This window comes from Salinimicrobium catena, assembly GCF_900102915.1.
In the GTDB taxonomy this organism is placed as follows: domain Bacteria; phylum Bacteroidota; class Bacteroidia; order Flavobacteriales; family Flavobacteriaceae; genus Salinimicrobium; species Salinimicrobium catena.
The window spans coordinates 105,717-129,254 of sequence record NZ_FNGG01000001.1 but is presented as its reverse complement, the minus strand read 5'-3'; the positions used below and the strand labels follow the sequence as shown (position 1 = coordinate 129,254).

The 23,538-nt window shown below is 45.4% G+C and carries 17 protein-coding genes; 15 read left to right on the top strand and 2 right to left on the bottom strand.

Features of this window, described 5'->3' with window-relative positions:
* Window positions 1-19 precede the first annotated feature (19 nt).
* Window positions 20-880 (bottom strand): universal stress protein, encoded by an 861-nt coding sequence (locus tag BLS64_RS00565; RefSeq protein ID WP_093110701.1) that lies wholly within the window; start codon window positions 878-880, stop codon window positions 20-22.
* A gap of 168 nt (window positions 881-1,048) precedes the next feature.
* Here BLS64_RS00565 and rimP point away from each other — a divergent pair, with 168 nt between their 5' ends.
* Genes rimP through infB form a run of 3 tightly spaced genes read left to right on the top strand, consistent with a single transcriptional unit; the run spans window position 1,049 to window position 5,541 of the window.
* Entirely contained in the window at window positions 1,049-1,513 is a 465-nt protein-coding gene (gene rimP / locus BLS64_RS00560) for a ribosome assembly cofactor RimP (protein WP_093110699.1), read from the top strand.
* Between the two features lie 12 nt (window positions 1,514-1,525).
* The gene (gene nusA, locus BLS64_RS00555; RefSeq protein ID WP_093110697.1) at window positions 1,526-2,767 is read left to right on the top strand and encodes a transcription termination factor NusA; all 1,242 of its coding nucleotides are present in this window, start codon (window positions 1,526-1,528) and stop codon (window positions 2,765-2,767) included.
* A 32-nt stretch (window positions 2,768-2,799) separates the two neighbouring features.
* A complete protein-coding gene (infB, locus tag BLS64_RS00550; RefSeq protein WP_093110695.1) occupies window positions 2,800-5,541 on the top strand; it encodes a translation initiation factor IF-2 in 2,742 nt (913 codons plus the stop codon).
* 70 nt (window positions 5,542-5,611) lie between these two features.
* Here infB and BLS64_RS00545 read toward each other — a convergent pair whose 3' ends face one another.
* Window positions 5,612-5,998 carry an SPOR domain-containing protein gene (locus BLS64_RS00545; protein ID WP_093112193.1) on the bottom strand — a complete coding sequence of 129 codons (387 nt, stop codon included), beginning with the start codon at window positions 5,996-5,998 and terminating at the stop codon, window positions 5,612-5,614.
* 218 nt (window positions 5,999-6,216) lie between these two features.
* On the opposite strand from BLS64_RS00545, the gene BLS64_RS00540 reads away from it, so the two are divergent.
* The 12 genes from BLS64_RS00540 (at window position 6,217) to BLS64_RS00485 (ending at window position 23,514) form a co-directional block, all read left to right on the top strand.
* Entirely contained in the window at window positions 6,217-7,581 is a 1,365-nt protein-coding gene (locus tag BLS64_RS00540; RefSeq protein ID WP_093110692.1) for a c-type cytochrome, read from the top strand.
* Between the two features lie 25 nt (window positions 7,582-7,606).
* Window positions 7,607-10,687, top strand: coding sequence for a TAT-variant-translocated molybdopterin oxidoreductase (locus tag BLS64_RS00535; protein WP_093110689.1), 3,081 nt, complete (start codon window positions 7,607-7,609; stop codon window positions 10,685-10,687).
* A 34-nt stretch (window positions 10,688-10,721) separates the two neighbouring features.
* Window positions 10,722-12,509, top strand: a complete 1,788-nt coding sequence (gene nrfD / locus BLS64_RS00530) for an NrfD/PsrC family molybdoenzyme membrane anchor subunit (RefSeq protein ID WP_093110687.1) — start codon at window positions 10,722-10,724, stop codon at window positions 12,507-12,509.
* Between the two features lie 2 nt (window positions 12,510-12,511).
* Window positions 12,512-13,039 carry a DUF3341 domain-containing protein gene (locus tag BLS64_RS00525; RefSeq protein WP_093110685.1) on the top strand — a complete coding sequence of 176 codons (528 nt, stop codon included), beginning with the start codon at window positions 12,512-12,514 and terminating at the stop codon, window positions 13,037-13,039.
* Window positions 13,040-13,044: 5 nt separating this feature from the next.
* The gene (locus BLS64_RS00520) at window positions 13,045-13,698 is read left to right on the top strand and encodes a c-type cytochrome (RefSeq protein ID WP_093110683.1); all 654 of its coding nucleotides are present in this window, start codon (window positions 13,045-13,047) and stop codon (window positions 13,696-13,698) included.
* 21 nt (window positions 13,699-13,719) lie between these two features.
* Window positions 13,720-15,111 carry a quinol:cytochrome C oxidoreductase gene (locus BLS64_RS00515; RefSeq protein ID WP_093110681.1) on the top strand — a complete coding sequence of 464 codons (1,392 nt, stop codon included), beginning with the start codon at window positions 13,720-13,722 and terminating at the stop codon, window positions 15,109-15,111.
* A gap of 28 nt (window positions 15,112-15,139) precedes the next feature.
* Complete coding sequence (locus tag BLS64_RS00510; RefSeq protein WP_093110679.1) at window positions 15,140-16,234, top strand: cytochrome c oxidase subunit II; 1,095 nt, start codon at window positions 15,140-15,142, stop codon at window positions 16,232-16,234.
* A 51-nt stretch (window positions 16,235-16,285) separates the two neighbouring features.
* On the top strand, window positions 16,286-18,103 hold the full coding sequence (locus BLS64_RS00505) for a cytochrome c oxidase subunit I (protein WP_093110677.1): 1,818 nt from the start codon (window positions 16,286-16,288) through the stop codon (window positions 18,101-18,103).
* An 86-nt stretch (window positions 18,104-18,189) separates the two neighbouring features.
* On the top strand, window positions 18,190-19,212 hold the full coding sequence (ruvB, locus tag BLS64_RS00500) for a Holliday junction branch migration DNA helicase RuvB (protein ID WP_093110675.1): 1,023 nt from the start codon (window positions 18,190-18,192) through the stop codon (window positions 19,210-19,212).
* Between the two features lie 57 nt (window positions 19,213-19,269).
* Window positions 19,270-20,592 carry a cytochrome P450 gene (locus BLS64_RS00495; protein WP_093110673.1) on the top strand — a complete coding sequence of 441 codons (1,323 nt, stop codon included), beginning with the start codon at window positions 19,270-19,272 and terminating at the stop codon, window positions 20,590-20,592.
* Window positions 20,593-20,639: 47 nt separating this feature from the next.
* Window positions 20,640-21,539 carry a tRNA epoxyqueuosine(34) reductase QueG gene (queG, locus tag BLS64_RS00490; RefSeq protein ID WP_093112191.1) on the top strand — a complete coding sequence of 300 codons (900 nt, stop codon included), beginning with the start codon at window positions 20,640-20,642 and terminating at the stop codon, window positions 21,537-21,539.
* 49 nt (window positions 21,540-21,588) lie between these two features.
* Window positions 21,589-23,514, top strand: coding sequence for a trehalase family glycosidase (locus BLS64_RS00485; protein WP_093110671.1), 1,926 nt, complete (start codon window positions 21,589-21,591; stop codon window positions 23,512-23,514).
* Window positions 23,515-23,538: the final 24 nt, after the last annotated feature.

Genomic DNA, 23,538 nt, shown 5'->3' with positions numbered 1-23,538 from the left:
TTATTTAGGTTAAAGAACCTTAAGGAAAGTTCTTGCGGCTGTCCTTTTTTTCAAGTTTAAAGGTGATGATAGGCCTCTCTGCGTGGTTGACAAGATCTTCGCTAATACTGCCATTAAAGAAGTGAGATATGCCTTTTCGTCCGTGCGTAGCGATCCCCACCAGGTCGGCATCAGTTTTTTGGGCGAAATTGAGGATTCCCTGTTCAACAGAATCATCATTGTATACATGAAATTCATAGTTTTCGAAATCCATCCCTTCAAGGTATTTTTCCAGATAATTATCTGTGTCTTTGGAGGTGATGAATTCGTTGGCTGTATTGATGTACAGCAGGTGTAATTTGGCGTCTACCAGTTTGGCGAAGTTGACTACCTTTTCAAGCGTCTTTTTATTGCTGCTGTCAAGATTGGTGGCAAAGACAAAATTCTTAATCCTAAATTCAGGAATATTTTTCTTGATCACGAGTACTGGGATCTCTGAGGTGCGAACCACCTTTTCTGTATTCGAGCCTACAAACATTTCTTTAAATCCGCTGGCGCCACGGGAACCCATGACGATAAAATCCACACCGTGCTCTTTGCTGGTTTCCATGATGCCATCAAAAGCCTGGTGGAACTCCACGATCTCATGAACCTTCAGACCTTTTAAATAGGGCCTTGAAAGCACTTCGTTGTATCTCTTTTTTGCCAGTTTCATGAATCCAATGGCTTCGGGAAGATCGTTACTTCGGGTGTCGCCCACAGGATTGGTCATGTTTGCCGGTAATTCTATCATGTGGAGCAGGTAGATTTCGCTGTCATATCTATGAGCCAGTTGTGCGGCGATCTGCAGGGCGTTTTCAGCATGTTCCGAAAAATCGGTGGGCACCAGGATTTTTTTCATAAAGGTCGTGTAATTAAGTAAGGTTGATTGAGTTATAAAGCTACAAATATTTTTTCATTCGAAATCTTGTTTTCTATCTTGATAAATATTACTATATTTGCACCGTTGAAGCGAAAAAAGAACAACGAGGGGACAGAAAGTCCCCTCTTTTTATAGTCAGAATCGGGGATGCTTAGAGAGAAAGTAGAAAATTTGCTGCAGGAAGCTTTTGAAGAAAATAAATCCTTATTTTTAATTGAGCTGAACATCGACAATGCCAATCACATATCTGTGGTGATCGATGGTGATAACGGGGTGTCTGTTAATGATTGTATAGCCGTTAGCCGCAAAATTGAACACAATCTGGATCGCGATGAAGAAGACTTTTCTCTTGATGTAGCTTCGGCAGGTGTTTCGCAGCCTTTGAAGATGCCGCGACAGTACCGCAAGAATATTGGACGTAAACTGGCCGTGACTACTATAGAAGGTGAAAAGATAGAAGGAAATCTGGTTGAAATGGAGGGTGACAAGATCACGCTGCAATGGAAAGCCAGGGAGCCTAAGCCTGTGGGTAAAGGAAAGGTTACTGTAACTAAGGAAGCCGTGTTGTCTCTTGAGGAGATCAAAGAGGCAAAAGTGATAATAACATTTTAACAGACAAATGATATGGAAAATATCGCGTTGATAGAATCGTTTTCAGAATTTAAGGATGACAAGCTGATAGACAGGGTTACCCTGATGGCGATTTTGGAAGATGTATTTAGAAATGCTTTGAAAAAGAAGTATGGGGAAGACGATAACTTTGATATTATTGTGAACCCCGATAAAGGGGATCTGGAGATCTGGAGAAACCGTGTAGTTGTGGCCGATGGAGAAGTGGAAGATCCTAACCAGGAGATCTCTCTTACAGAAGCAAGAAAGATCGAGCCTGACTTTGAAGTAGGGGAGGATGTTTCTGAAGAGGTGAAGTTGATCGACCTTGGGCGCCGTTCTATCCTGGCCCTGCGTCAAAACCTTATCTCAAAGATCCACGAGCACGATAACACTAATATTTACAAGCAGTTCAAAGAGCTTGAAGGAGAAATATACACCGCAGAGGTGCACCATATTCGTCACCGTGCGATCATTTTGCTCGACGATGAAGGTAATGAGATCATTCTTCCTAAAGATCGCCAGATCCCGTCTGATTTCTTCAGAAAAGGGGAAAATGTGCGCGGTGTAATAGAAAGTGTGGAATTAAAGGGCAATAAACCTGCTATCATCATGTCAAGAACTTCTCCTGTATTTTTGGAGAAATTGTTCGAGCAGGAGATCCCTGAAGTTTTCGACGGACTCATCACTGTTAAGAAAGTGGTGAGGATCCCCGGAGAAAAAGCGAAAGTAGCGGTAGATTCTTATGATGATCGAATTGATCCTGTAGGAGCCTGTGTGGGAATGAAAGGTTCCCGTATTCACAGCATCGTTAGGGAGTTGGGCAATGAGAACATTGATGTGATCAACTTCACAACAAATAACCAGTTGTTGATCACCCGTGCCTTGAGTCCGGCAAAGATCACATCTTTGAAGATCGATGAAGAGAACAAGCGTGCCGAGGTAATGCTGAAGCCTGAAGAGGTTTCTAAGGCCATTGGCCGTGGAGGACACAACATAAGACTGGCAGGACAATTGACAGGTTATGAGATAGATGTCTTCAGAGAAGGTGTTGAGGAAGATGTTGAATTGAGAGAATTCGCCGATGAGATCGAAGATTGGGTGATCGAAGAATTCGCAAAAATAGGGCTTGATACGGCCAAAAGTATCCTGGAGCAAGATGTAGAAGATCTTGTGAAGCGAACAGATCTTGAAGAGGAGACCATCCGTGACGTGATGAGAGTTCTTCGGGAAGAGTTCGAGGAAGAGAATAATTAGAAATAAAAAGAGGATAATTTAGAGGGCAATTTATGGCTGAAGCAAAAACAATGCGATTAAATAAGGTACTACGTGAGTTCAATATCTCGCTGGATCGTGCTGTGGAATACTTGAATTCCAAGGGCCACGAGATAGAGGCACGTCCTACCACTAAAATTTCCGGAGAGATTTATCAGGTGCTTGCTGATGAATTTCAAACTGACAAGAGTAAGAAGGTAGCCTCCAAAGAAGTGGGTGAAGAAAAGAGAAAAGAGAAGGAGGAGATCCGTCTTGCCAGGGAGCGTGAACTCGAAGAGAAGCGCAAACAGGAAGAAAGACAGGAAGTGATTAAGGCAAAGTCTAACCTGGAAGGCCCAAAACAGGTTGGAAAGATAGACCTTGATAAACCGAAGGCAGCCAAAGAGGAGCCTGAGCAAGCGCCAAAAGCCGAGGAGAAAAAAGAGCCTGAACAGCCACAGGCAGAAGCTCCAAAGCAGGAGGAGAAAGCCAAGCCCGAAGAGAAGAAAGAAAAGCCTGCGGCTGAAAAACCTGCACCGGCAGAAAAAGCTGAAAAACCGGCCGCTCCAAAAGAGGAGAAGAAGGCCGAAGAAAAGCCTGAAGAAGCTCCTAAAGAAAAAGAGGAGGAATCTTCTACAGTGACCACAAAATACCAGAAGCTTAGCGGTCCTAACTTTACAGGAGAAAAGATCGACCTTTCCCAGTTCAAGAAGCCGGCTAAGAAAAAAGACGACAAAAAAGCGGATGCCGATAAGGATAAACGCAAGAAGCGTCGCAGAAGAATAAGCAAAGATGTAAAAGGTGCCCCCGGGGCAGGAGCAGGTGGAGCTTCCAAAGGAAGAGGAAAACGCACCAGGCCTGTTGCCAAGGAGGAGCCGAGTGAAGAAGAAGTACAAAAGCAGGTTCGGGAAACCCTTGAAAAACTTCAGGGTAAATCCGGAAAAGGAAAAGGAGCCAAATACCGTAGAACCAAAAGGGATACCCACCGTCAGCGTACAGAAGAGGCCCAGATGGAGGAAGACAACAAGGTATTGAAGGTGACCGAATTCGTTACCGTTAGTGAAGTTGCTACGATGATGGATGTGCCGGTTACCAAGATCATCTCTGCCTGTATGTCTCTTGGAATGATGGTGACCATGAACCAGCGTCTTGATGCAGAAACGCTTTCTATCGTAGCCGACGAGTTTGGTTATGAAGTAGAGTTCGTTACTGCAGATCTTGAAGAGACCAAAGACGAACAACCCGAAAATCCGGAAGATCTTAAGCCGCGTGCGCCGATCGTGACCGTAATGGGACACGTTGACCACGGTAAGACGTCTTTGCTGGATTACATTCGTAAAGAGAATGTGATCGCCGGCGAGAGTGGTGGAATTACCCAGCACATCGGAGCTTACGGGGTGGAGCTGGAAAACGGACAAAAAATAGCATTTTTGGATACTCCGGGTCACGAGGCCTTTACGGCGATGCGTGCAAGGGGTGCCCAGGTTACCGATATTGCGATCATCGTGATCGCGGCAGATGATGATGTGATGCCGCAAACAAAAGAAGCGATCTCTCACGCCCAGGCGGCAGGAGTTCCTATCGTGTTTGCCATCAACAAATCTGACCTTCCTACCGCAAATCCTGAAAAGATCAAGGAAAAACTGGCAGGAATGAACCTTCTGGTTGAAGACTGGGGAGGTAAAGTTCAGTCTCACGACATTTCGGCTAAAACCGGAATGGGTGTGAAAGAACTGCTTGAAAAAGTACTTCTTGAGGCCGAGATCCTTGAACTGCAGGCCAACCCTGAAAAGCTGGCTAACGGAACCGTAGTAGAAGCTTATCTTGATAAAGGTAGAGGTTATGTATCAACGATACTTGTACAAGCCGGTACCCTTAGAATAGGAGATTATGTATTGGCAGGTAAGCACAGCGGTAAGGTGAAAGCCATGCATGATGAGCGTGGAAAAGAGGTCAAAGAGGCCGGTCCTTCCACTCCTGTTTCCATTCTTGGACTTGATGGCGCGCCGCAGGCGGGTGACAAGTTTAAGGTGATGCTTGATGAGCGTGAAGCCAAGGACATTGCCGCAAAACGAACTCAGCTTCAAAGAGAGCAGTCTGTACGTACGCAGCGTCATATTACTCTTGACGAGATTGGAAGGCGTATCGCTCTTGGAGATTTCAAAGAATTGAATATTATCCTCAAAGGTGACGTGGACGGTTCTGTGGAAGCGCTTACCGATAGTTTCCAGAAACTTTCTACGGAAGAGATCCAGGTGAACATCATACACAAAGGTGTGGGTGCCATTACTGAAAGTGACGTGCTGTTAGCTTCGGCTTCAGATGCGATCATCATCGGATTTAATGTGCGTCCTGCCGGAAATGCCAGAATGGTTGCCGAGAAAGAGGAGATCGATATCAGAACTTACTCGATCATCTACGACGCCATCAACGATCTTAAAGATGCGATGGAAGGAATGCTTTCTCCTGTGATGAAAGAAGAGATCACTGGTAACGCAGAGATCAGGGAGATCTTTAAAGTGTCCAAGATCGGAAGTATTGCCGGTTGTATGGTTACCGATGGTAAGATCTACAGGAACTCACAGATTCGCCTTATTCGCGACGGGGTCGTGGTTTACACCGGCGAATTGGCATCCTTGAAGCGTTTCAAAGATGACGTGAAAGAAGTTTCTAAAGGTTATGACTGCGGATTGCAGATCAAGAACTATAACGACATTAAAGAAGGAGATGTGGTAGAGGCCTTCCAGGAAGTAGCCGTTAAAAAGAAGCTTAAGTAATTAAGATTGTATAGAACCAAAAAAGGGATGCAAACGCATCCCTTTTTTTATTTCCATAGATCAACTGATCTTATCTTTTCTCTGGTTTGAACCTGAAAGCCGCCGGAAAGGTTTTTTTGATCTCCAGCAATGCGCGATCGGCTTCGAGACTGTTTCTAAAGTTGCCAACCCATACCTTGTAATTTGGCGTTTCATAGACTACTGTAGACGGCCAATCTGGGTATAATGCGCGGTATTCTTTAATGATCTTGCTGGCCTGGTTATTGTCTCCCGAATACAATTGAATTCGGTACCGATCTCCAAGTCGGCTGTCCTTGGTCATCTGGGTTTTTAAGGCCAGTAATTCCGGGATTCTCTCGTCCTGAACTATATTTTGAGTGCCCTCCTGAGCCGTCCCTAAGGCGCTGAATCCCAGTAGGAGGGAAGAGGTGATAATGAGCTTGGTTCTTCTTAACATTTCATTTTTAATTTTCTGATTCACAAATGTATAACTAAATCGGTCAAAATTACCTTTTTTGACTATTTAGAACAGTTATAAATTAGGCTTCAGCCCGCTAAAATCGACTTTAAGTATTACTTTTGTCGGTAAAATTTTGGGCTCTTAAAATTATGATAATTATCACATTTTTATTCCCCAAAAAACCGTACCAAAAAAGACGTTAATTCTACATATATATGAAAAAGGTGAAATACCGCCATTCAGTCGCTCGAATACTTTCCTTAAGTGTATCCTTCTTCTTAACCTTTAATGCATTGGTTTACGCGCAGGATTCTCCTCTGGCTGAGGATGAATCCGTGGTTCAGGAAACGGTGCAGGGTGCCCAGGAGTCTAACGTAGAGGCCGAGGCCGGTAGTGGTGATGCTGCCGCAGGTAAAGAGATCTTTAATACTCTTTGTGCTGCCTGTCACAAGTTGGATAGCAAGTCTATTGGACCGGCTCTAAGAGGGGTGACCGAAACAAGAGATACCGAGTGGTTGCACAGCTGGATCAGGAACAGTTCTGCTTTGATCGCCCAGGGAGATGAGCAGGCGGTTGAGATCTATAACGAGTACAATCAGGTGGCCATGCCGCCGTTTCCGCAGTTAAGTGATGCGGATATCGATAACATTCTTGCGTATGTGAGTCAGCCGAAAGCTGTGCCTCAGGCTCAGCAAGCCGGTGCCGAGGCTGCCGGTGGTGCTGCTTCCGGTGGCGGAGGGATCTCTACAGATATTCTGCTTGTGATCCTGGCGTTTGTGCTAGCAATGCTATTGGTGATCCTTTTCCTTGTGAACCGTACTCTTAGAAGATTTGCGGCTGCAAGCGGAGTTGAGCTTCCTGTGAGTCCTAAAAGAAAGCCAATCTGGAAGGCATTTGTTGAAAACCAGTTTCTGGTGTTGGTGAGTGCTGTGGTTCTTGTGCTTATTGGAACTTACTTTTTGTACGGGTACTTTATGCAGGTTGGTGTTGATCAGGGTTATCAGCCAATCCAGCCAATACACTTCTCACACAGAATTCACGCCGGAGATAACCAGATTGAGTGTAAGTTCTGTCACTCTTCAGCAAGAGTTTCAAAGACTTCAGGAATACCTTCTCTGAATGTTTGTATGAACTGTCACAAATCTATTAGTGAAGTGGCTCCTGAAACTGCTACAGATGAATATTCAAAAGAATTCTACGACGGGGAGATCGCCAAGCTTTACGACGCTGTGGGCTGGGATGTAAGTCAGCAGGCTTACACCGGCGAGACCGAACCTGTAAAATGGATCAGGATCCATAACCTTCCTGATTTCGCATATTTCAATCACTCGCAGCACGTAGAAGTGGGTGGAATTGCCTGTCAAACCTGTCACGGTCCTGTTCAGGAAATGGAGATCATGTATCAGAACGCACCGCTTACAATGGGCTGGTGTGTGAACTGTCACCGTGAAACCAATGTTAGAACTGCCGGTAACGAGTACTACGAAAAAGTACACGAAGAGCTTTCTAAGAAGTACGGGGTAGAGGAACTTACCGTTTCCCAGATTGGTGGAATTGAATGTGGTAAATGCCACTATTAATAAACTAGAAGAAACATTTATTTATATGTCATCAAACAAGAAATACTGGCAAAGTGTTGAAGAGCTGAAAGAATCGAGCTCTATTGTTGAGACGCACCAGCAAAAAGAATTTGCACAAGAGATACCTACAGATGAATTTTTGGGTGATAAAGAAACTCTTGAAAGTTCAACTACTTCGCGTAGGGATTTCCTTAAGTATGTTGGATTCAGTACTGCTGCTGCTTCGCTGGCGGCTTGTGAGGGTCCTGTTATGAAATCTATTCCTTACGTGGTGCAACCTGAACGAATCGTTCCGGGTGTTGCTAACTACTATGCCACCACTATGGCCGATGGGTTTGACTTTGCGGGAGTGCTTGTAAAGACTCGTGAAGGGCGTCCTATCAAGATAGAGCATAACACCATGGCTAACACCGGTGCTAATGCAAGGGTGCAGGCTTCTGTTTTGTCATTGTATGATAATAAGAGGTTGCAGAGACCTGAGGCAAACGGACAGGTTGTTTCCTGGGAGCAGTTCGATAAGGAGGTGAAGGAGAAGCTGAACAATCTTTCAGGTGAGATCGTGTTGTTGACTCAGACTTTTGCGAGTCCGTCTACTTCACGTTTGATAAATGATTTCTCTCAAAAATATGGGAATGTAAGGCATGTTGTCTATGATACGGTTTCTGAAGATGCTGCTTTGGATGCTTTCCAGGCTAGATATGGAACCCGTGCCCTTCCAAACTACGATTTTTCCAAGGCCGAAACTATCGTTTCTGTTGGAGCTGACTTCCTTGGCGATTGGGCCGGCGGAGGTTATGATGCGGCTTATGCCAAAGGACGTATTCCGAAGAATGGAAAAATGTCCCGTCACGTACAATTTGAATCAAACCTTTCTCTTTCGGGAGGAAATGCAGATAAAAGGGTTCCTGTAACTCCTTCTCAGCAAAAAATGGTGCTTGCCGCACTCCATGGGTATGTGACCGGTGGGGCATCTACAAGCAACCTGCCTGCAGCAATTGATGACGCTGTGGTGAAAGCTGCGAGACAACTTCGTAAATCTGGAAGCAGTGCTGTTGTCGTGACAGGTATTCCAGATACAGATGCTCAGTCTCTTGTGCTTTCTATCAACGAGGCGCTTGGAAGTGCGGTTATGGATACCGAGAACCCGAGAATGCTAAGACAGGGTAATGCTGCCCAGGTTAAGCAACTGGTGAAAGATATGAATGCCGGACAGGTGGGAGCGATTCTTATAGCCGGAGTGAATCCTGCTTACAGCCTTCCGTTTGCTGAAGAATTCGTGGAAGGACTCAAGAAAGTAGATCTTTCTGTGGCTTTCTCAATGAAGAAGGATGAAACTGCTTTGTTGTGTAACTATGTTGCGGCGACTCCGCACTACCTGGAGAGCTGGGGAGATATCCAGTTTACGAAAAAAACATTTACCCTGATGCAGCCTACTATCAAACCGTTATTTGATACTAGCCAGTTTCAGGATACTTTGTTGAGATGGACAGACAACTCAACTTCATATTATAATTATATTAAAGACACCTGGTCTGGTTCTCTTGGGAATACTTCCTGGACAGATGCTTTGCACGATGGGGTTTTTGAAGCTACAGCTCCTGCAGTTGGAGTTTCAGAAGAAGCTGCCGGTGCCGGAAGCATCAGCGTGAACAGCGACAGTGTGGCTGCAAGAAACCTTGCGGGAGCGGCCGGAGAAGGCCTTGAGCTTGAATTGTACACTTCAACCGCAATGGGATCAGGAAACCAGGCAAATAACCCTTGGTTGCAGGAAATGCCAGATCCTATCACCAGAGCATCCTGGGATAACTACCTTAAGATCTCCAGGGCCGATGCGGCTGAGCTTGGTCTTGAAAACGAACATGTGGCCAACGGTGCATTGAACGGAAGTTTGGTGAACCTGAAGGTTGGGGAAACCGTTCTTAAGAACGTTCCTGTATTTATTCAGCCTGGGCAGGCAAAAGGTTCTGTTGCTCTTGCGCTTGGATATGGCAAGAAGGAAGGAATTCAGAAAGAAATGCAGGTAGGGGTGAATGCCTACCCGGTATATAAAGATTTTAAATCTTTCCAGAATGTGACTATTGAGAAGACTGCAGGAGTGCATGAATTTGCCTGCCTTCAGCTTCATACCACATTGATGGGAAGAAATGATATCATTAAAGAAACCACTCTTGAGATCTTCAATACCAAAGATTCTCATGTGTGGAACAAGATGCCAGAAGTTTCCCTTAACCACGTGGAAACCCCGGTGACTTCGCCAGATGTTGACCTTTGGGATGGATTTGACCGTTCTACCGGGCACCATTTCAACATGTCTATTGACCTTAATGCCTGTACAGGATGTGGGGCTTGTGTGATCTCTTGTCATGCTGAGAATAACGTTCCTGTTGTAGGTAAAGAAGAGGTGCGCAAGTACAGAGATATGCACTGGTTGAGAATTGACCGTTATTACTCTTCTGAAGAAAGCTTTGAGGCAGATCTTGAGAAAAAGGAGAATATGTCTGGTTTAGGAGATTCTCTTTCTCAGTTCGGAGAAATGGAAGTAGCTGCAGACAATCCTCAGGTTGTGTTCCAGCCGGTAATGTGTCAGCACTGTAACCATGCTCCTTGTGAGACTGTATGTCCTGTTGCTGCTACCATGCACGGGCGCCAGGGACAAAACCAGATGATCTATAACCGTTGTGTGGGTACTCGTTATTGTGCCAACAACTGTCCTTACAAAGTAAGAAGATTCAACTGGTTCCTTTACAACAAGAACGATGAGTTCGATTACCACATGAACAACGACCTTGGCCGTATGGTATTGAACCCAGATGTGACCGTTAGATCTCGTGGGGTGATGGAAAAATGTTCTTTCTGTATCCAGAAGACTCAGAAGACCATTCTTGACGCCAAGAGAGAAGGAAGAGCTATTGAGGATGGCGAATTCCAGACCGCTTGTTCGGCTGCCTGTGACAAAGGTGCGATCATCTTTGGAGATGTGAATGATGAGAACAGCAAGGTCGCAGAACTTAAAGAAGACGACAGGATGTATCACCTGCTGGAATACATAGGTACAAAGCCAAACGTGATGTACCAGACGAAAGTTAGAAATACATCTGAAGCTTAATAAATTTTAATAAAGAATCAATTATAAAAAGCATATGTCTCATTACGAAGCACCTATACGAAAGCCTTTAGTAACCGGCGATAAAACCTATCACGACGTGACTGTTGATGTTGCTGCGCCGGTTGAAGGAAGGGCAAACAAATCATGGTGGATTGTTTTTTCAATTGCGCTTGTAGCTTTTCTTTGGGGGTTAGGTTGTATAATATACACTGTTTCTACCGGTATTGGTACCTGGGGTCTTAACAGGACTGTAGGTTGGGCCTGGGATATCACCAACTTTGTATGGTGGGTAGGTATTGGTCACGCCGGAACACTTATTTCTGCGGTACTACTTTTATTCCGTCAAAAATGGAGAATGGCGATCAACAGGTCGGCAGAGGCCATGACCATCTTCTCGGTGGTGCAGGCGGGTCTTTTCCCCATCATTCACATGGGGCGTCCATGGTTGGCTTACTGGGTACTTCCTATTCCAAACCAGTTCGGATCTCTGTGGGTGAACTTTAACTCTCCGCTGCTTTGGGACGTATTTGCGATCTCTACCTATCTTTCGGTTTCCCTTGTATTCTGGTGGACAGGATTGCTTCCTGATTTTGCTATGATCAGGGACCGCGCAATAAAGCCCTTTCAAAAACATATTTACGGCATCCTCAGTTTTGGATGGAGCGGACGCGCCAAAGACTGGCAGCGTTTTGAAGAAGTGTCTCTTGTGTTGGCCGGTTTGGCAACGCCACTGGTGCTTTCTGTACACACCATCGTATCCTTTGACTTTGCTACTTCGGTAATTCCGGGATGGCACACCACGATCTTCCCTCCATACTTCGTTGCAGGGGCGATCTTCTCAGGATTCGCAATGGTGAACACCCTTCTTATCATCATGAGAAAGGTTTCGAATCTTGAAAATTACATTACCATTCAGCATATCGAATTGATGAACATCGTTATCATGATCACCGGTTCTATTGTTGGGGTAGCCTATATTACCGAATTGTTCATGGCGTGGTACTCTGGAGTAGAATACGAACAGTACGCTTTCCTTAACCGTGCGACGGGACCTTACTGGTGGGCTTACTGGTCAATGATGACCTGTAACGTGTTCTCACCGCAGTTTATGTGGTTCAAGAAACTTAGAACCAGTATCATGTTCTCTTTCTTTATCTCTATTATCGTGAACATTGGGATGTGGTTCGAGCGCTTCGTGATCATCGTGACTTCATTACACCGTGATTACCTGCCGTCTTCCTGGACCATGTTCTCTCCAACCTTTGTGGATATCGGGATCTTTATCGGAACCATTGGATTCTTCTTCGTATTATTCCTGCTTTATGCCCGTACGTTCCCTGTGATCGCCCAGGCAGAGGTGAAGACCATTCTTAAATCTTCCGGAGAAAAATACAAGAAACTTCGTAAAGAGCACGGTGACCATGCAGATCACACCAATACCATTGTTAGGGAGCCTGTGGCCAATGTTGAAGGAGGCTGGATCAAAAGAGACGAGTATGATCAAAAGAAAGAACACGAGCCTACAACAAATACAGAGAGTCTGACTGATTCTGAAGTAGAGAGAGATAGGATTGATGAGATGTTGCAGCGCATTGGGACCTTTGATCCTGCAACTCAGTCTGCAGATGACCTTCAAAAACTTAACGGCGTAGGTCCTGTAATGGAACAAAAGCTACACCAGGTAGGTATCTATACTTACGAACAGGTTAGCAGATTGACCAAAGATGATTATGAATTGCTTGGCAGGGTGATCGACAATTTCACCACCGAAAGTAACCGTGGTGACTGGAACCAGCAGGCAAATGAACTTAAAAACAAATAAGAATGGCGTCTAAAGTTATACAAGCAATTTATACCGATGACGATTTGCTTTTGCAGGCTGTTAAGCAAGTCAGGGAGGCCCGGTACAGAATAGGGGAGATCTATACTCCTTTCCCGGTACACGGATTGGACAAAGCAATGGGGCTTGCACCCACAAGGCTAGCCATCACCGCTTTTATCTATGGACTGGTTGGTCTTTCTGTGGCCATTGCCATGATGAATTTCATCATGATCGAGGACTGGCCAATGGACATTGGTGGAAAGCCGAGTTTCAGCTTCCTTCAAAACATGCCTTCTTTTGTGCCTATCATGTTTGAATTGACCGTATTCTTTGCGGCTCACTTAATGGTTTTCACCTTCTTTATGAGAAGTAAATTATGGCCATTCAAAACTGCCGAGAACCCGGACGTGAGAACCACAGACGATCATTTCCTTATGGAAGTTGAAGTAGCCAACCATAATACAGAAGACCTGACCGACTTTTTGTTCAACACCGGAGCTTCTGAAATTAAACTAATTGATAACAAATAAACCCAATGAAAAGTTTATTTAGAAAATCCATATTCTTCATTTTGGCAGCGAGTGCAGTATCCTGTATGGAGAACTCAAAGCCTAACTACCAGTACATGCCAAACATGTATGAGACGGTACCCTATGAACCATATGGAGCATACGACGTTTTTGTGAACGAGCAGGAGGCCAAGCTTCCGGTTGAAGGGACAGTTTCAAGAGGTTGGAAGCCTTACGAGTATGAGAACAGTCCTGATGGATATGCCGGTGCAAAAGCCAACCTTGAAAACCCGCTTCCATATACCGAAGATAACCTGAACAAAGGTGAAGCTCTATATACTATATATTGTGCGGTTTGTCACGGCGACAAGGGTGACGGTAAAGGCATCCTGGTTGAAAGAGAAAAAATACTGGGTATTCCCAGCTATGATGATGTGGGAAGAGCGATCACTGAAGGTAGTGTTTATCACGTGATGTATTATGGCCTTAACGCGATGGGATCGTATGCCTCTCAAACTTCTATTGAAGAGAGATGGATGATTGATCATTACGTGATGAAGCTTAAAAATGACCTTGAGGGAGGACCTGCAAGGGAATTTGAGAACGAGGAAGACCTGATTCCTGCAGTGAATGCTGAAAAGGTGATGGAAACCAAAGAGGACAACCAAAACGAAGAATAACAGCACTTAGATATATTGAATATGTACACGCTATCCAGTAAATTAAAATTATTTTCTATCATTCTAATGGTGGTAGGTCTGTTGGGCTTGGTCTACGGATTTATTGCCGCACCTTCCACTATTGAAGAGGTAAGGGAACTGGTTGCCCATGACAATCATGGTGAGGCTGTAGAAATGCCGCTTACGGGGCAAACAGAAGATGAATTAGAAGATGATGCAAAAGGATTCGACTATGTTCCTTCTGAGCATCAGGTGGAGACCGAACGTACCGATGAGGAGGTTCATTCAATGGCCGAAGATGCCGAGCTGGTGCACCTGGAGCACGTTCTTCACCAGTTGCAAAATAAACCATGGGCTGCTGTTTATGTAGCCGCGTTCTTCTTTTTTATGATCGCGCTTGGTGTGATGGCATTCTATGCAGTGCAGTATGCTGCCCAGGCAGGATGGTCACCCGTACTTTTCAGGGTGATGGAAGGAATTACCGCCTATTTACTTCCCGGAAGTATCATTATGTTCATTCTTCTTGCCCTTTCAGGATTCCATATAAACCACCTTTTTGTATGGATGGATCCTGAAGTAGTTGCGCATGACGAAATTATTCAGAATAAATCTGGGTACCTAAATGTGACCTTCTTCCTTATCAGGGCTGCGATCTACATCGCTGGATGGAATATCTTCAGATATTTTATGAAGAAGAACTCATTGAAGCAGGATGACGCGACCGATAATGTTTTTTACAAAAAGAACTTTAAGCTGGCCGCCGGATTCCTTGTATTCTTCATAGTGACCGAATCTATGATGGCGTGGGACTGGATCATGAGCTTTGATCCGCACTGGTTCAGTACGCTTTTTGGATGGTATGTGTTCTCAAGTATGTTCGTGTCTGGTATCACTGTGATCGCATTAGTCAGCATTTACCTGAAATCTCGCGGATATCTTCCATATGTGAACGACAGCCACATACATGACCTTGCAAAGTTCATGTTCGGGATCAGTATTTTCTGGACCTACCTGTGGTTCTCTCAGTTCCTGTTGATCTGGTACTCTAACATTCCTGAAGAGGTGACCTATTTTGTAACCCGTATAGAGGACTATGGCCTTGTTTTCTTCGGAATGGTAGCCTTGAACTTTATTTTCCCATTACTGCTCTTGATGAACAGTGACTTCAAACGAGTGAACTGGTTCGTGGTAATGACCGGAATTATCATCCTATTTGGACATTACCTTGATGTGTTTGTAATGGTAATGCCTGCAACAGTTGGAGAATCCTGGTTCATAGGAATTTCTGAACTGAGTGCCTTAGCTCTGTTTGGCGGATTGTTTATTTTTGTGGTATTCAATTCATTGACCAAAGCTCCGCTACTTGTGAAGCGCAACCCATTTAGAAAAGAGAGTGAGCATTATCACTATTAATAAGATTGTTTAAAGAAGAAATTATAAAATGACGGTATTTTTAATCATAATAGTAATAGCGCTTTTCGCGATAACTGTTTGGCAATTGAACAAGATCTTTCAATTGTCAAGAAGTACTGAGAGCCTGGAGTCCTCTGAGATCGCAAGTGATAAGGACAACAGGATGCAGGGTAACCTCATGCTCGCTTTTGGTATAGCTTTTTACATCTTCATGATCTACAACTTCTGGAGTTTTGGCGACAGGGCTTTGCCTGCTGCTTCTTCTGAACATGGATCTGATTATGATAACCTGCTTTTGATCACCATGGCTGTGATCATGTTCGTGCAGGTGATCACCCAGGGCTTACTTCATTACTTCGCTTTTAAATACAAAGGAAAGAAAGGTACAAAAGCTCTATTCTTTGCCGATAATGACAAACTTGAATTCGTTTGGACCATTATTCCGGTGATCGTTTTGGCTGGTCTTATCATCTACGGACTTTTCACCTGGTCAGACATTATGGACGTGGAAGAAGAGAAAGATCCTATCGTGATCGAGCTTTATGCCAAGCAATTTAGCTGGCATGCGAGATATGCAGGGAAAGATAATGTTCTTGGAAAAGCAAACGTTAGGTTCATTGAAGGAGCCAACACTTTAGGAGTTGACGCGAGTGACTCTTACGCGCATGATGATGTACTTACCGGGGAGCTGCACCTTCCTGTAGACCGTCCGGTTCTTTTCAAGTTCAGGTCTCAGGATGTGCTCCACTCGGCTTACTTCCCGCACTTTAGGGCGCAGATGAACGTTGTGCCGGGTATGATCACACAGTTCAGCTTTACTCCAACTGTAACTACCGAAGAGATCAGAGGTACCGAGTACATGAGGGAGAAAGTGGCGAGAATCCAGGAAATAAGAAAAACGAATAGCGAAGAACTAATGGCTAACGGGGAGGAGCCTCTTACCGAATATGCCGACTTTGACTACTACCTGTTGTGTAACAAGATTTGTGGGGTGGCCCACTACAACATGCAAATGAAGATCGTCGTTGAGACGCAGGAAGAATTTGATGCCTGGATGGCAGAACAGCAAGAATTCATTGAAACAGTTGAACCCGTAGATCAGCAAACTGCATCTGTAGAATAGGTAGCTGAAGGAACACAGGTAAAAATTATTAAAAGTTAAGATTAAAGAAATATGTCAGCAGTAGGACACGCACCGGTTAATGATCACACTCACGATGACCACCATCATGAGGGTACTTTCATAACGAAGTATATTTTTAGCATGGACCATAAGGTAATTGCCAAGCAATACCTTTTCACGGCGCTTATTATGGGAACGATTGGGATCGCCATGTCTGTTTTCTTCCGTATGCAGATCGCCTGGCCGGCTGAATCTTTTAAGATATTTGAGATCTTCCTTGGAAAATGGGCTCCAGACGGAGTAATGTCTCCGGAGATCTACCTTGCTCTTGTGACCATTCACGGTACCATCATGGTATTCTTTGTATTGACACAGGGCTTGAGTGGTACATTCAGTAACCTGCTTATCCCGCTTCAAATCGGGGCGAGAGACATGGCTTCAGGATTCATGAACATGCTTTCTTACTGGCTGTTCTTTATTTCCTGTATCATAATGTTAGGATCTTTGTTCGTTGAAGCAGGACCTGCTTCGGCAGGATGGACCATCTATCCGCCGCTAAGTGCGCTACCGCAGGCTATCGGAGGATCAGGTTTGGGTATGACGCTTTGGCTTACTTCCATGGCCATCTTTATTGCCTCTTCCTTGCTTGGATCGCTTAACTATATTGTTACCGTGATCAACCTTAGAACCAAGGGGATGTCAATGACCCGTTTGCCATTGACCATCTGGGCTCTTTTCGTGACTGCCATCATTGGGGTGGTTTCTTTCCCGGTTCTTTTATCGGCAGCCTTAATGTTGATCATGGACAGAAGCTTTGGAACATCTTTCTTCCTGAGTGATATTTATATCAAAGGTGAAGTATTACACTACCAGGGAGGTTCTCCTGTACTTTTTGAACACCTGTTCTGGTTCCTTGGTCACCCGGAGGTTTATATTGTGATCCTTCCGGCGATGGGTATCGCTTCAGAAATTCTTGCAACCAACGCCAGAAAACCTATTTTTGGTTACCGTGCCATGATCGCGTCTATCCTTGGTATCGCGTTTCTTTCGACTATTGTTTGGGGACACCACATGTTCGTTTCTGGTATGAACCCGTTCCTTGGATCGGTATTTACCTTTACCACCTTATTGATCGCGATCCCTTCCGCAGTAAAAGCGTTTAACTGGATCACGACCATCTGGAAAGGTAACCTGCAATTGAACCCGTCAATGCTTTTTTCTATTGGTTTCGTTTCAACCTTCATCACTGGTGGTTTGACCGGGATCGTTCTTGGAGACAGTACTCTTGATATCAACGTACACGATACATACTTCGTGGTGGCTCACTTCCACCTGGTAATGGGTATTTCTGCCCTTTATGGAATGTTTGCCGGGATCTATCACTGGTTCCCTAAGATGTTCGGAAGAATGATGAACAAGAACATGGGTTACATCCACTTCTGGATCACCATTATTGGTGCCTATGGGGTGTTCTTCCCGATGCACTTTGTGGGAATGGCCGGGCTGCCAAGAAGGTACTATGACAACACTGCCTTCCCATACTTTGATGACCTTGCAGACATCAACGTGTTGATCACGATCTTTGCTATCATCACAGCATTGGTGCAGTTGGTGTTCCTTTACAACTTCATCCATTCTATTTTCTACGGAAAGAAGGCAACAGCCAACCCATGGAACTCGAACTCTTTGGAGTGGACCACTCCTGTAGAGCCTATCCATGGAAACTGGCCTGGAGAACTGCCAACTGTTTACCGTTGGGCATATGACTATAGTAAAACCAATGAAAAAGGAGAATACGTGATTCCGGGGCAGGATTTTGCACCCCAAACAGTGCCGCTTCTAAAAGACGAAGAAGAACTGAATCACTAAGAGTCTTTTCAGAAAGTATATTCTACAAAGCCTTTTCTTCGGAAAAGGCTTTTTCTTTTATCTTTGTTGAACTTAAAAATCTGGCAATGAACGAACACCTTGATCCTACAGGAGAGCATTTTTCTTCCGAAGAAATGGATATAGAAAGAGCTTTGCGGCCCCTGGAATTTGATGATTTTACCGGACAGGATCAGGTGCTTGAAAACCTGAAGGTTTTTGTTGAAGCAGCCAATATGAGGGGTGAAGCTCTTGATCATACCCTTTTCCACGGTCCTCCGGGACTTGGTAAGACCACTTTGGCCCACATCCTGGCCAACGAGCTGGGAGTGGGTATAAAGGTGACCTCGGGGCCTGTATTGGATAAACCCGGAGATCTTGCCGGCCTGCTCACCAATCTTGAAGAGCGTGATGTGTTGTTCATTGATGAGATACACCGTCTTAGTGCCGTTGTTGAGGAATACCTCTATTCGGCCATGGAAGATTTTAAGATCGATATTATGATAGAGACCGGGCCTAATGCCCGTTCTGTGCAGATACATCTCAACCAGTTCACCCTTATTGGCGCCACCACCCGCAGCGGATTGCTCACCGCGCCTATGAGAGCGCGTTTTGGGATCTCCAGCAGGCTGGAATATTATAGTACAGAACTACTTTCAGATATTGTTCAGCGAAGCGCCCAGATCCTCAAGGTACCGATTACCATGGAAGCCGCCATTGAGATCGCCGGCCGCAGCCGGGGTACACCGCGTATTGCCAACGCCCTTTTAAGAAGGGTGAGAGATTTTGCCCAGATCAAAGGCAATGGAAAGATCGATATCGAGATCGCGAAGTTTAGTTTGAAGGCTCTAAATGTAGATGCGCATGGGCTGGATGAGATGGATAACAAGATCCTTACTACCATTATAGACAAGTTCAAGGGCGGACCTGTGGGAATAACTACCTTGGCGACTGCCGTGAGTGAAAGTGCCGAAACCATCGAAGAAGTATACGAGCCGTTTCTCATTCAGCAGGGGTTCATTCAAAGAACTCCCCGCGGGCGCGAGGTCACCGAAGCCGCATACAAGCATTTGGGGCGTGAACGTGGTGGGGTGCAGGGAGGATTATTTTAGATCCCGAATTAGACCTCCCAGGTTTTCAAAACCTGGGAGGTCTGAGATGATTTTCAAATGAAAGAAACCAAAGGCATACCCACCGTTTCCCGTTTCCGGTTCTATACCAGCGCCAAACGCATACTTGAAAATCCGTTGCCGTTTCATCATGAAAAATTTGAAAAGGTAGGGGATACCTTCAGGCTGAACCTGGGTTTTAACCGCAAGATCATCTTTTCAAGAGATTCGGGTTTTGCCGAATACGTACTTCAGAAGAACCAGAAGAACTATAAAAAGTCCGAGATCCAGACCCGGGATATGGCTAAATACCTTGGCCATGGATTACTCACCGCGGAAGGGGAACACTGGAAAAAGCAACGTAAATTGATCCAGCCGGCCTTCCATAAAAAGCAACTTGTTAGCCTACTGGGGAGTATGCATGAGGCCATTTTAGAGGAGTTGAAAAAGATCCGCACAGATGCTCCTATGGATATTTTCCCGGTATTCAATGATCTCGCATTTCAAACCGTTGTAAAATCGCTTTTTAGCGAGGCGGTTGGGCAAAAGGAAATAGACAGGTTGCAATACATTACAGAAGCGGCCCAGAAGATGTTGGTGCGCGAACTGCGGCAGCCATACCTCACCTGGTGGTTCAAACTAAGCGGTAGCATAAAGGAGCACCTGGCGTTAACACAGGAGGCAAGGGAGATTCTCAAAGCCATTATTGAAGAAAGAAAGAAGTCAGGTAAAAAAGAAGATGACCTGCTGGACATGCTTCTCGACTCCCGGTACGAAGACGGAACCGCCATGACCGAAGAGCAGCTGATAGATGAGATCCTTATCCTTTTCACGGCTGGCCATGAAACCACCTCGAATGCGCTTACCTTTACCTGTGAATTGCTGGCCAGGCATCCGCACGAGCAGGAAAAGATCTTCGCTGAAGTCATGGCTGCAAAACAGGAGACCGATTCTTTATATGAATTTCTTCGGAAGTGCAGCTACACCCAAATGGTGATCGAGGAGGCCATGAGGCTCTACCCGCCGGCTTATTTCATTGACAGGGTGAACCTGGAAGATGACGAATTCGAGGGAAAGACTTATCCTAAAGGTTCGAGCCTGCTATTCAATATCTATGAGATCCACAGGCATCCGAAATACTGGGAGGCACCTGAAGAATTCCGGCCCCGGCGTTTTTCAGAAGCAAAGACTTCTCATTATTACCCTTTTGGGGCTGGTCCGCGCAAATGTATTGGCAACAATTTTGCAATGTATGAGATGGTGCTTACCATTGCCGGACTGGTATCCAAATATCAAATTTCAGGGGTTAAAGACGAGATCGAGATACAGCCGCTCATCACCCTGAAGCCGAAGAATGCGTTTTTGAAATTTGACGCACGCTAAATAAAGAACAACAGGTGAATCTTTCCAACAGGTCCAAATATTCAGAAATGATCAAAGCCGAGGCGAAAAGCCTTGGGTTTCTCTCCTGCGGAATTTCCAAGGCGGAATTTCTTGAAGAGGAAGCGCCTCGGCTTGAAAACTACCTGAAGAAGAACATGCACGGCGAAATGAAATACATGGAAAATCATTTCGACAAGCGCCTGGATCCTACCAAATTGGTAGAAGGTTCGAAAAGCGTGATTTCACTGCTCCTTAATTATTACCCTGAAGAAAGGCAGCGAGAAGATTCTTATAAGATCAGCAAGTACGCTTACGGAACAGACTATCATTTCGTGATCAAGGACAAGCTGAAGGATCTTTTAAGGTTTATTCAGGAAGAAATAGGTGAGGTGGAAGGAAGGGCTTTTGTGGATTCTGCCCCCGTGCTGGATAAGGCCTGGGCGGCAAAGAGCGGACTCGGCTGGATCGGGAAGAATAGCAACCTGCTTTCCAAGCAGACCGGCTCTTTCTTTTTTGTAGCTGAACTTATTGTGGATCTGGACCTGGAATACGATACCCCGGTGACCGATCACTGCGGAAGCTGCACTGCCTGCATTGACGCCTGCCCCACTAATGCCATTATAGAACCTTACAAGGTGGATGGCAGCAAGTGTATTTCTTATTTTACTATTGAACTGAAAGATCAGCTGCCGCAGGAGATGAAAGGTAAATTTGATGAGTGGATGTTCGGTTGTGATGTGTGCCAGGATGTTTGTCCCTGGAACCGTTTTTCAAAACCCCATAACGAGCCCCTGTTCGATCCTCACCCCGATCTGCTCAGCATGTCCAAAAAAGACTGGGAGGAGATCACCGAAGACACTTTCCGAAAAGTATTTAAAAAGTCAGCCGTGAAAAGGACCAAATTTTCAGGGCTTACCCGGAATATTGATTTTCTGAAGGAAGACTAAGCTTCCTCTTTTTTGCCATTTTTCGTAACTTCTTCGGTAAATCTTTACCATGGATCTGAAAAAGGGGATTATTACTGCTTTATTGTCCGTCTTTACAGGGGTCATCTTTGCGCAAACCCCTGATTTTGCTTTGGAGGTGCAGCCGAACATGCAGCGCCTGCTACTATCTGCAGACACAGATAATGACAAAAAGATCACAATTGAAGACTCGCCAAAAATGCCATTTTTGGCTGCCACTATTGCCGGGGATTCTATAGCAATAAATGAGGTCTATTACCTGTCCAACCTTCTTCAGGAGCTTGCCCAGGCCAGGGAGAAAGGCGAGGACACTTTGAAAATATCCCTTTCAGAGATCAAAGAGCCGCCCTCGCAGCGCATTTCCCGAAGGATCAAAAACTATTTCTGGGATGACCTTACCCGAACCATTGACAAAAAAGGTCTGAAAAAGATTCTTCGGGACACCAAAGCATCGGGAGATGTGCAGCGTTTGTACGTTCCCCCAAACGATACTGTGGGGCTGGAATATTTCAAGAATCTTGAAAGAGAATATCCGGATTTTGAAGTGGTGGTGCTTCCGCAGAAGATCACTCCGGATTACGTGAAGTCGATTAACGATGAGCCGGGATTACTTGCCTTGAAAATCGAGAACGGAAAAGGGGTGCCGTTCGTGGTGCCCGGGGGGCGCTTCAATGAGATGTACGGCTGGGACAGTTATTTTGAAGGCGTGGGTCTCATCATTGACGGCCGGGTTGACCTCGCAAAGGCTATGGTCGATAATTTCATCTACCAGATCAACCACTACGGAAAGATCCTCAACGCCAATCGTTCCTATTACCTCACCCGCACCCAGCCGCCGTTCATGTCTTCATTTGTTCGGGAGGTCTTTGAAGCTTCCGAAGAAAAAGATACCGTGTGGCTGCGGAAAGCTCTTGATGCAGCCATCACCGAATACGAACAAGTTTGGATGGAAGAAGGAGAAAGACTGACCGAAAATGGCCTTAACAGATATTTTGCGCAGGGGATAGGTATTCCGCCCGAGACCGAAAAAGGGCATTTTGAAGCGGTGCTAAAGGAATACGCCGCAAAGCATGGTCTTCCTGCGGCTGAATTTGAAGAAAAATACAAGTCAGAAGAAATAGAAGACAAGGACCTGGATGAATATTTCAGGCATGACCGCAGTGTGAGGGAAAGCGGGCACGACACCTCATGGAGGTTGGAGAATCGGGCCGCGCATCTCAACACGGTTGATCTCAATTCGCTCTTGTACAAGTATGAAAAGGATTTTCTGTATCTCATTTCTGAATATTTCGGCGGAAGTTTTACGCATTCTTCAGGGAAAGGATATTCTGATGCATATTGGGCCGAAAAAGCCGAAAAACGAAAAGATCTGATGAACCGCTATCTCTGGGACGAAGAGAAGGGAAGCTTCTTTGATTACGACTTTCAAAAAGGGGAACAGACAGGATATATTTCCGCTACCAACTTCTATCCTTTGTGGGCAAAAATGGCTTCAGAAGAGCAGGTACAAAGGATGGTTCCTAACCTGCTGCAGGATCTCAAAGCCAGGGGCGGCATCCTGGCGAGTGCCAAATCTTCCGCAGAAAAGACGGCGACCAATGAGGTGCAGCGGCAGTGGGACTACCCCTATGGCTGGGCTCCGCACCAGATGCTGTTGTGGGAGGGGTTGCTCAACTACGGCTATGAAAAAGAGGCGCACGAGCTCATTTACCGCTGGTTGTGGATGATCACCAAAAATGCGGCAGACTACAACGGTACCATTCCCGAAAAATATGATGTGGTGAATACCACCCATAAGGTCTACGCCGAATACGGAAACGTGGGAACCGAGTTCGACTATATCACTACCTCGGGCTTTGGCTGGATGAACGCTTCCTACCAGCTGGGCCTCGAATTGCTGCCGGAAGAATATCGGGAGAAACTGGACAAAGTGGTCCGGCCTGAAGCGCTATTTTAACAGCGGAAACCGCCTATCCTTTTC

What these genes read in the sequence shown, in the direction of transcription:
- BLS64_RS00565 (WP_093110701.1), bottom strand. Translation starts at nt 880, where the DNA reads ATGAAAAAAATCCTGGTGCCCACCGATTTTTCGGAACATGCTGAAAAC.
- rimP (WP_093110699.1), top strand. Translation starts at nt 1,049, where the DNA reads ATGCTTAGAGAGAAAGTAGAAAATTTGCTGCAGGAAGCTTTTGAAGAA.
- nusA (WP_093110697.1), top strand. Translation starts at nt 1,526, where the DNA reads ATGGAAAATATCGCGTTGATAGAATCGTTTTCAGAATTTAAGGATGAC.
- infB (WP_093110695.1), top strand. Translation starts at nt 2,800, where the DNA reads ATGGCTGAAGCAAAAACAATGCGATTAAATAAGGTACTACGTGAGTTC.
- BLS64_RS00545 (WP_093112193.1), bottom strand. Translation starts at nt 5,998, where the DNA reads ATGTTAAGAAGAACCAAGCTCATTATCACCTCTTCCCTCCTACTGGGA.
- BLS64_RS00540 (WP_093110692.1), top strand. Translation starts at nt 6,217, where the DNA reads ATGAAAAAGGTGAAATACCGCCATTCAGTCGCTCGAATACTTTCCTTA.
- BLS64_RS00535 (WP_093110689.1), top strand. Translation starts at nt 7,607, where the DNA reads ATGTCATCAAACAAGAAATACTGGCAAAGTGTTGAAGAGCTGAAAGAA.
- nrfD (WP_093110687.1), top strand. Translation starts at nt 10,722, where the DNA reads ATGTCTCATTACGAAGCACCTATACGAAAGCCTTTAGTAACCGGCGAT.
- BLS64_RS00525 (WP_093110685.1), top strand. Translation starts at nt 12,512, where the DNA reads ATGGCGTCTAAAGTTATACAAGCAATTTATACCGATGACGATTTGCTT.
- BLS64_RS00520 (WP_093110683.1), top strand. Translation starts at nt 13,045, where the DNA reads ATGAAAAGTTTATTTAGAAAATCCATATTCTTCATTTTGGCAGCGAGT.
- BLS64_RS00515 (WP_093110681.1), top strand. Translation starts at nt 13,720, where the DNA reads ATGTACACGCTATCCAGTAAATTAAAATTATTTTCTATCATTCTAATG.
- BLS64_RS00510 (WP_093110679.1), top strand. Translation starts at nt 15,140, where the DNA reads ATGACGGTATTTTTAATCATAATAGTAATAGCGCTTTTCGCGATAACT.
- BLS64_RS00505 (WP_093110677.1), top strand. Translation starts at nt 16,286, where the DNA reads ATGTCAGCAGTAGGACACGCACCGGTTAATGATCACACTCACGATGAC.
- ruvB (WP_093110675.1), top strand. Translation starts at nt 18,190, where the DNA reads ATGAACGAACACCTTGATCCTACAGGAGAGCATTTTTCTTCCGAAGAA.
- BLS64_RS00495 (WP_093110673.1), top strand. Translation starts at nt 19,270, where the DNA reads ATGAAAGAAACCAAAGGCATACCCACCGTTTCCCGTTTCCGGTTCTAT.
- queG (WP_093112191.1), top strand. Translation starts at nt 20,640, where the DNA reads ATGATCAAAGCCGAGGCGAAAAGCCTTGGGTTTCTCTCCTGCGGAATT.
- BLS64_RS00485 (WP_093110671.1), top strand. Translation starts at nt 21,589, where the DNA reads ATGGATCTGAAAAAGGGGATTATTACTGCTTTATTGTCCGTCTTTACA.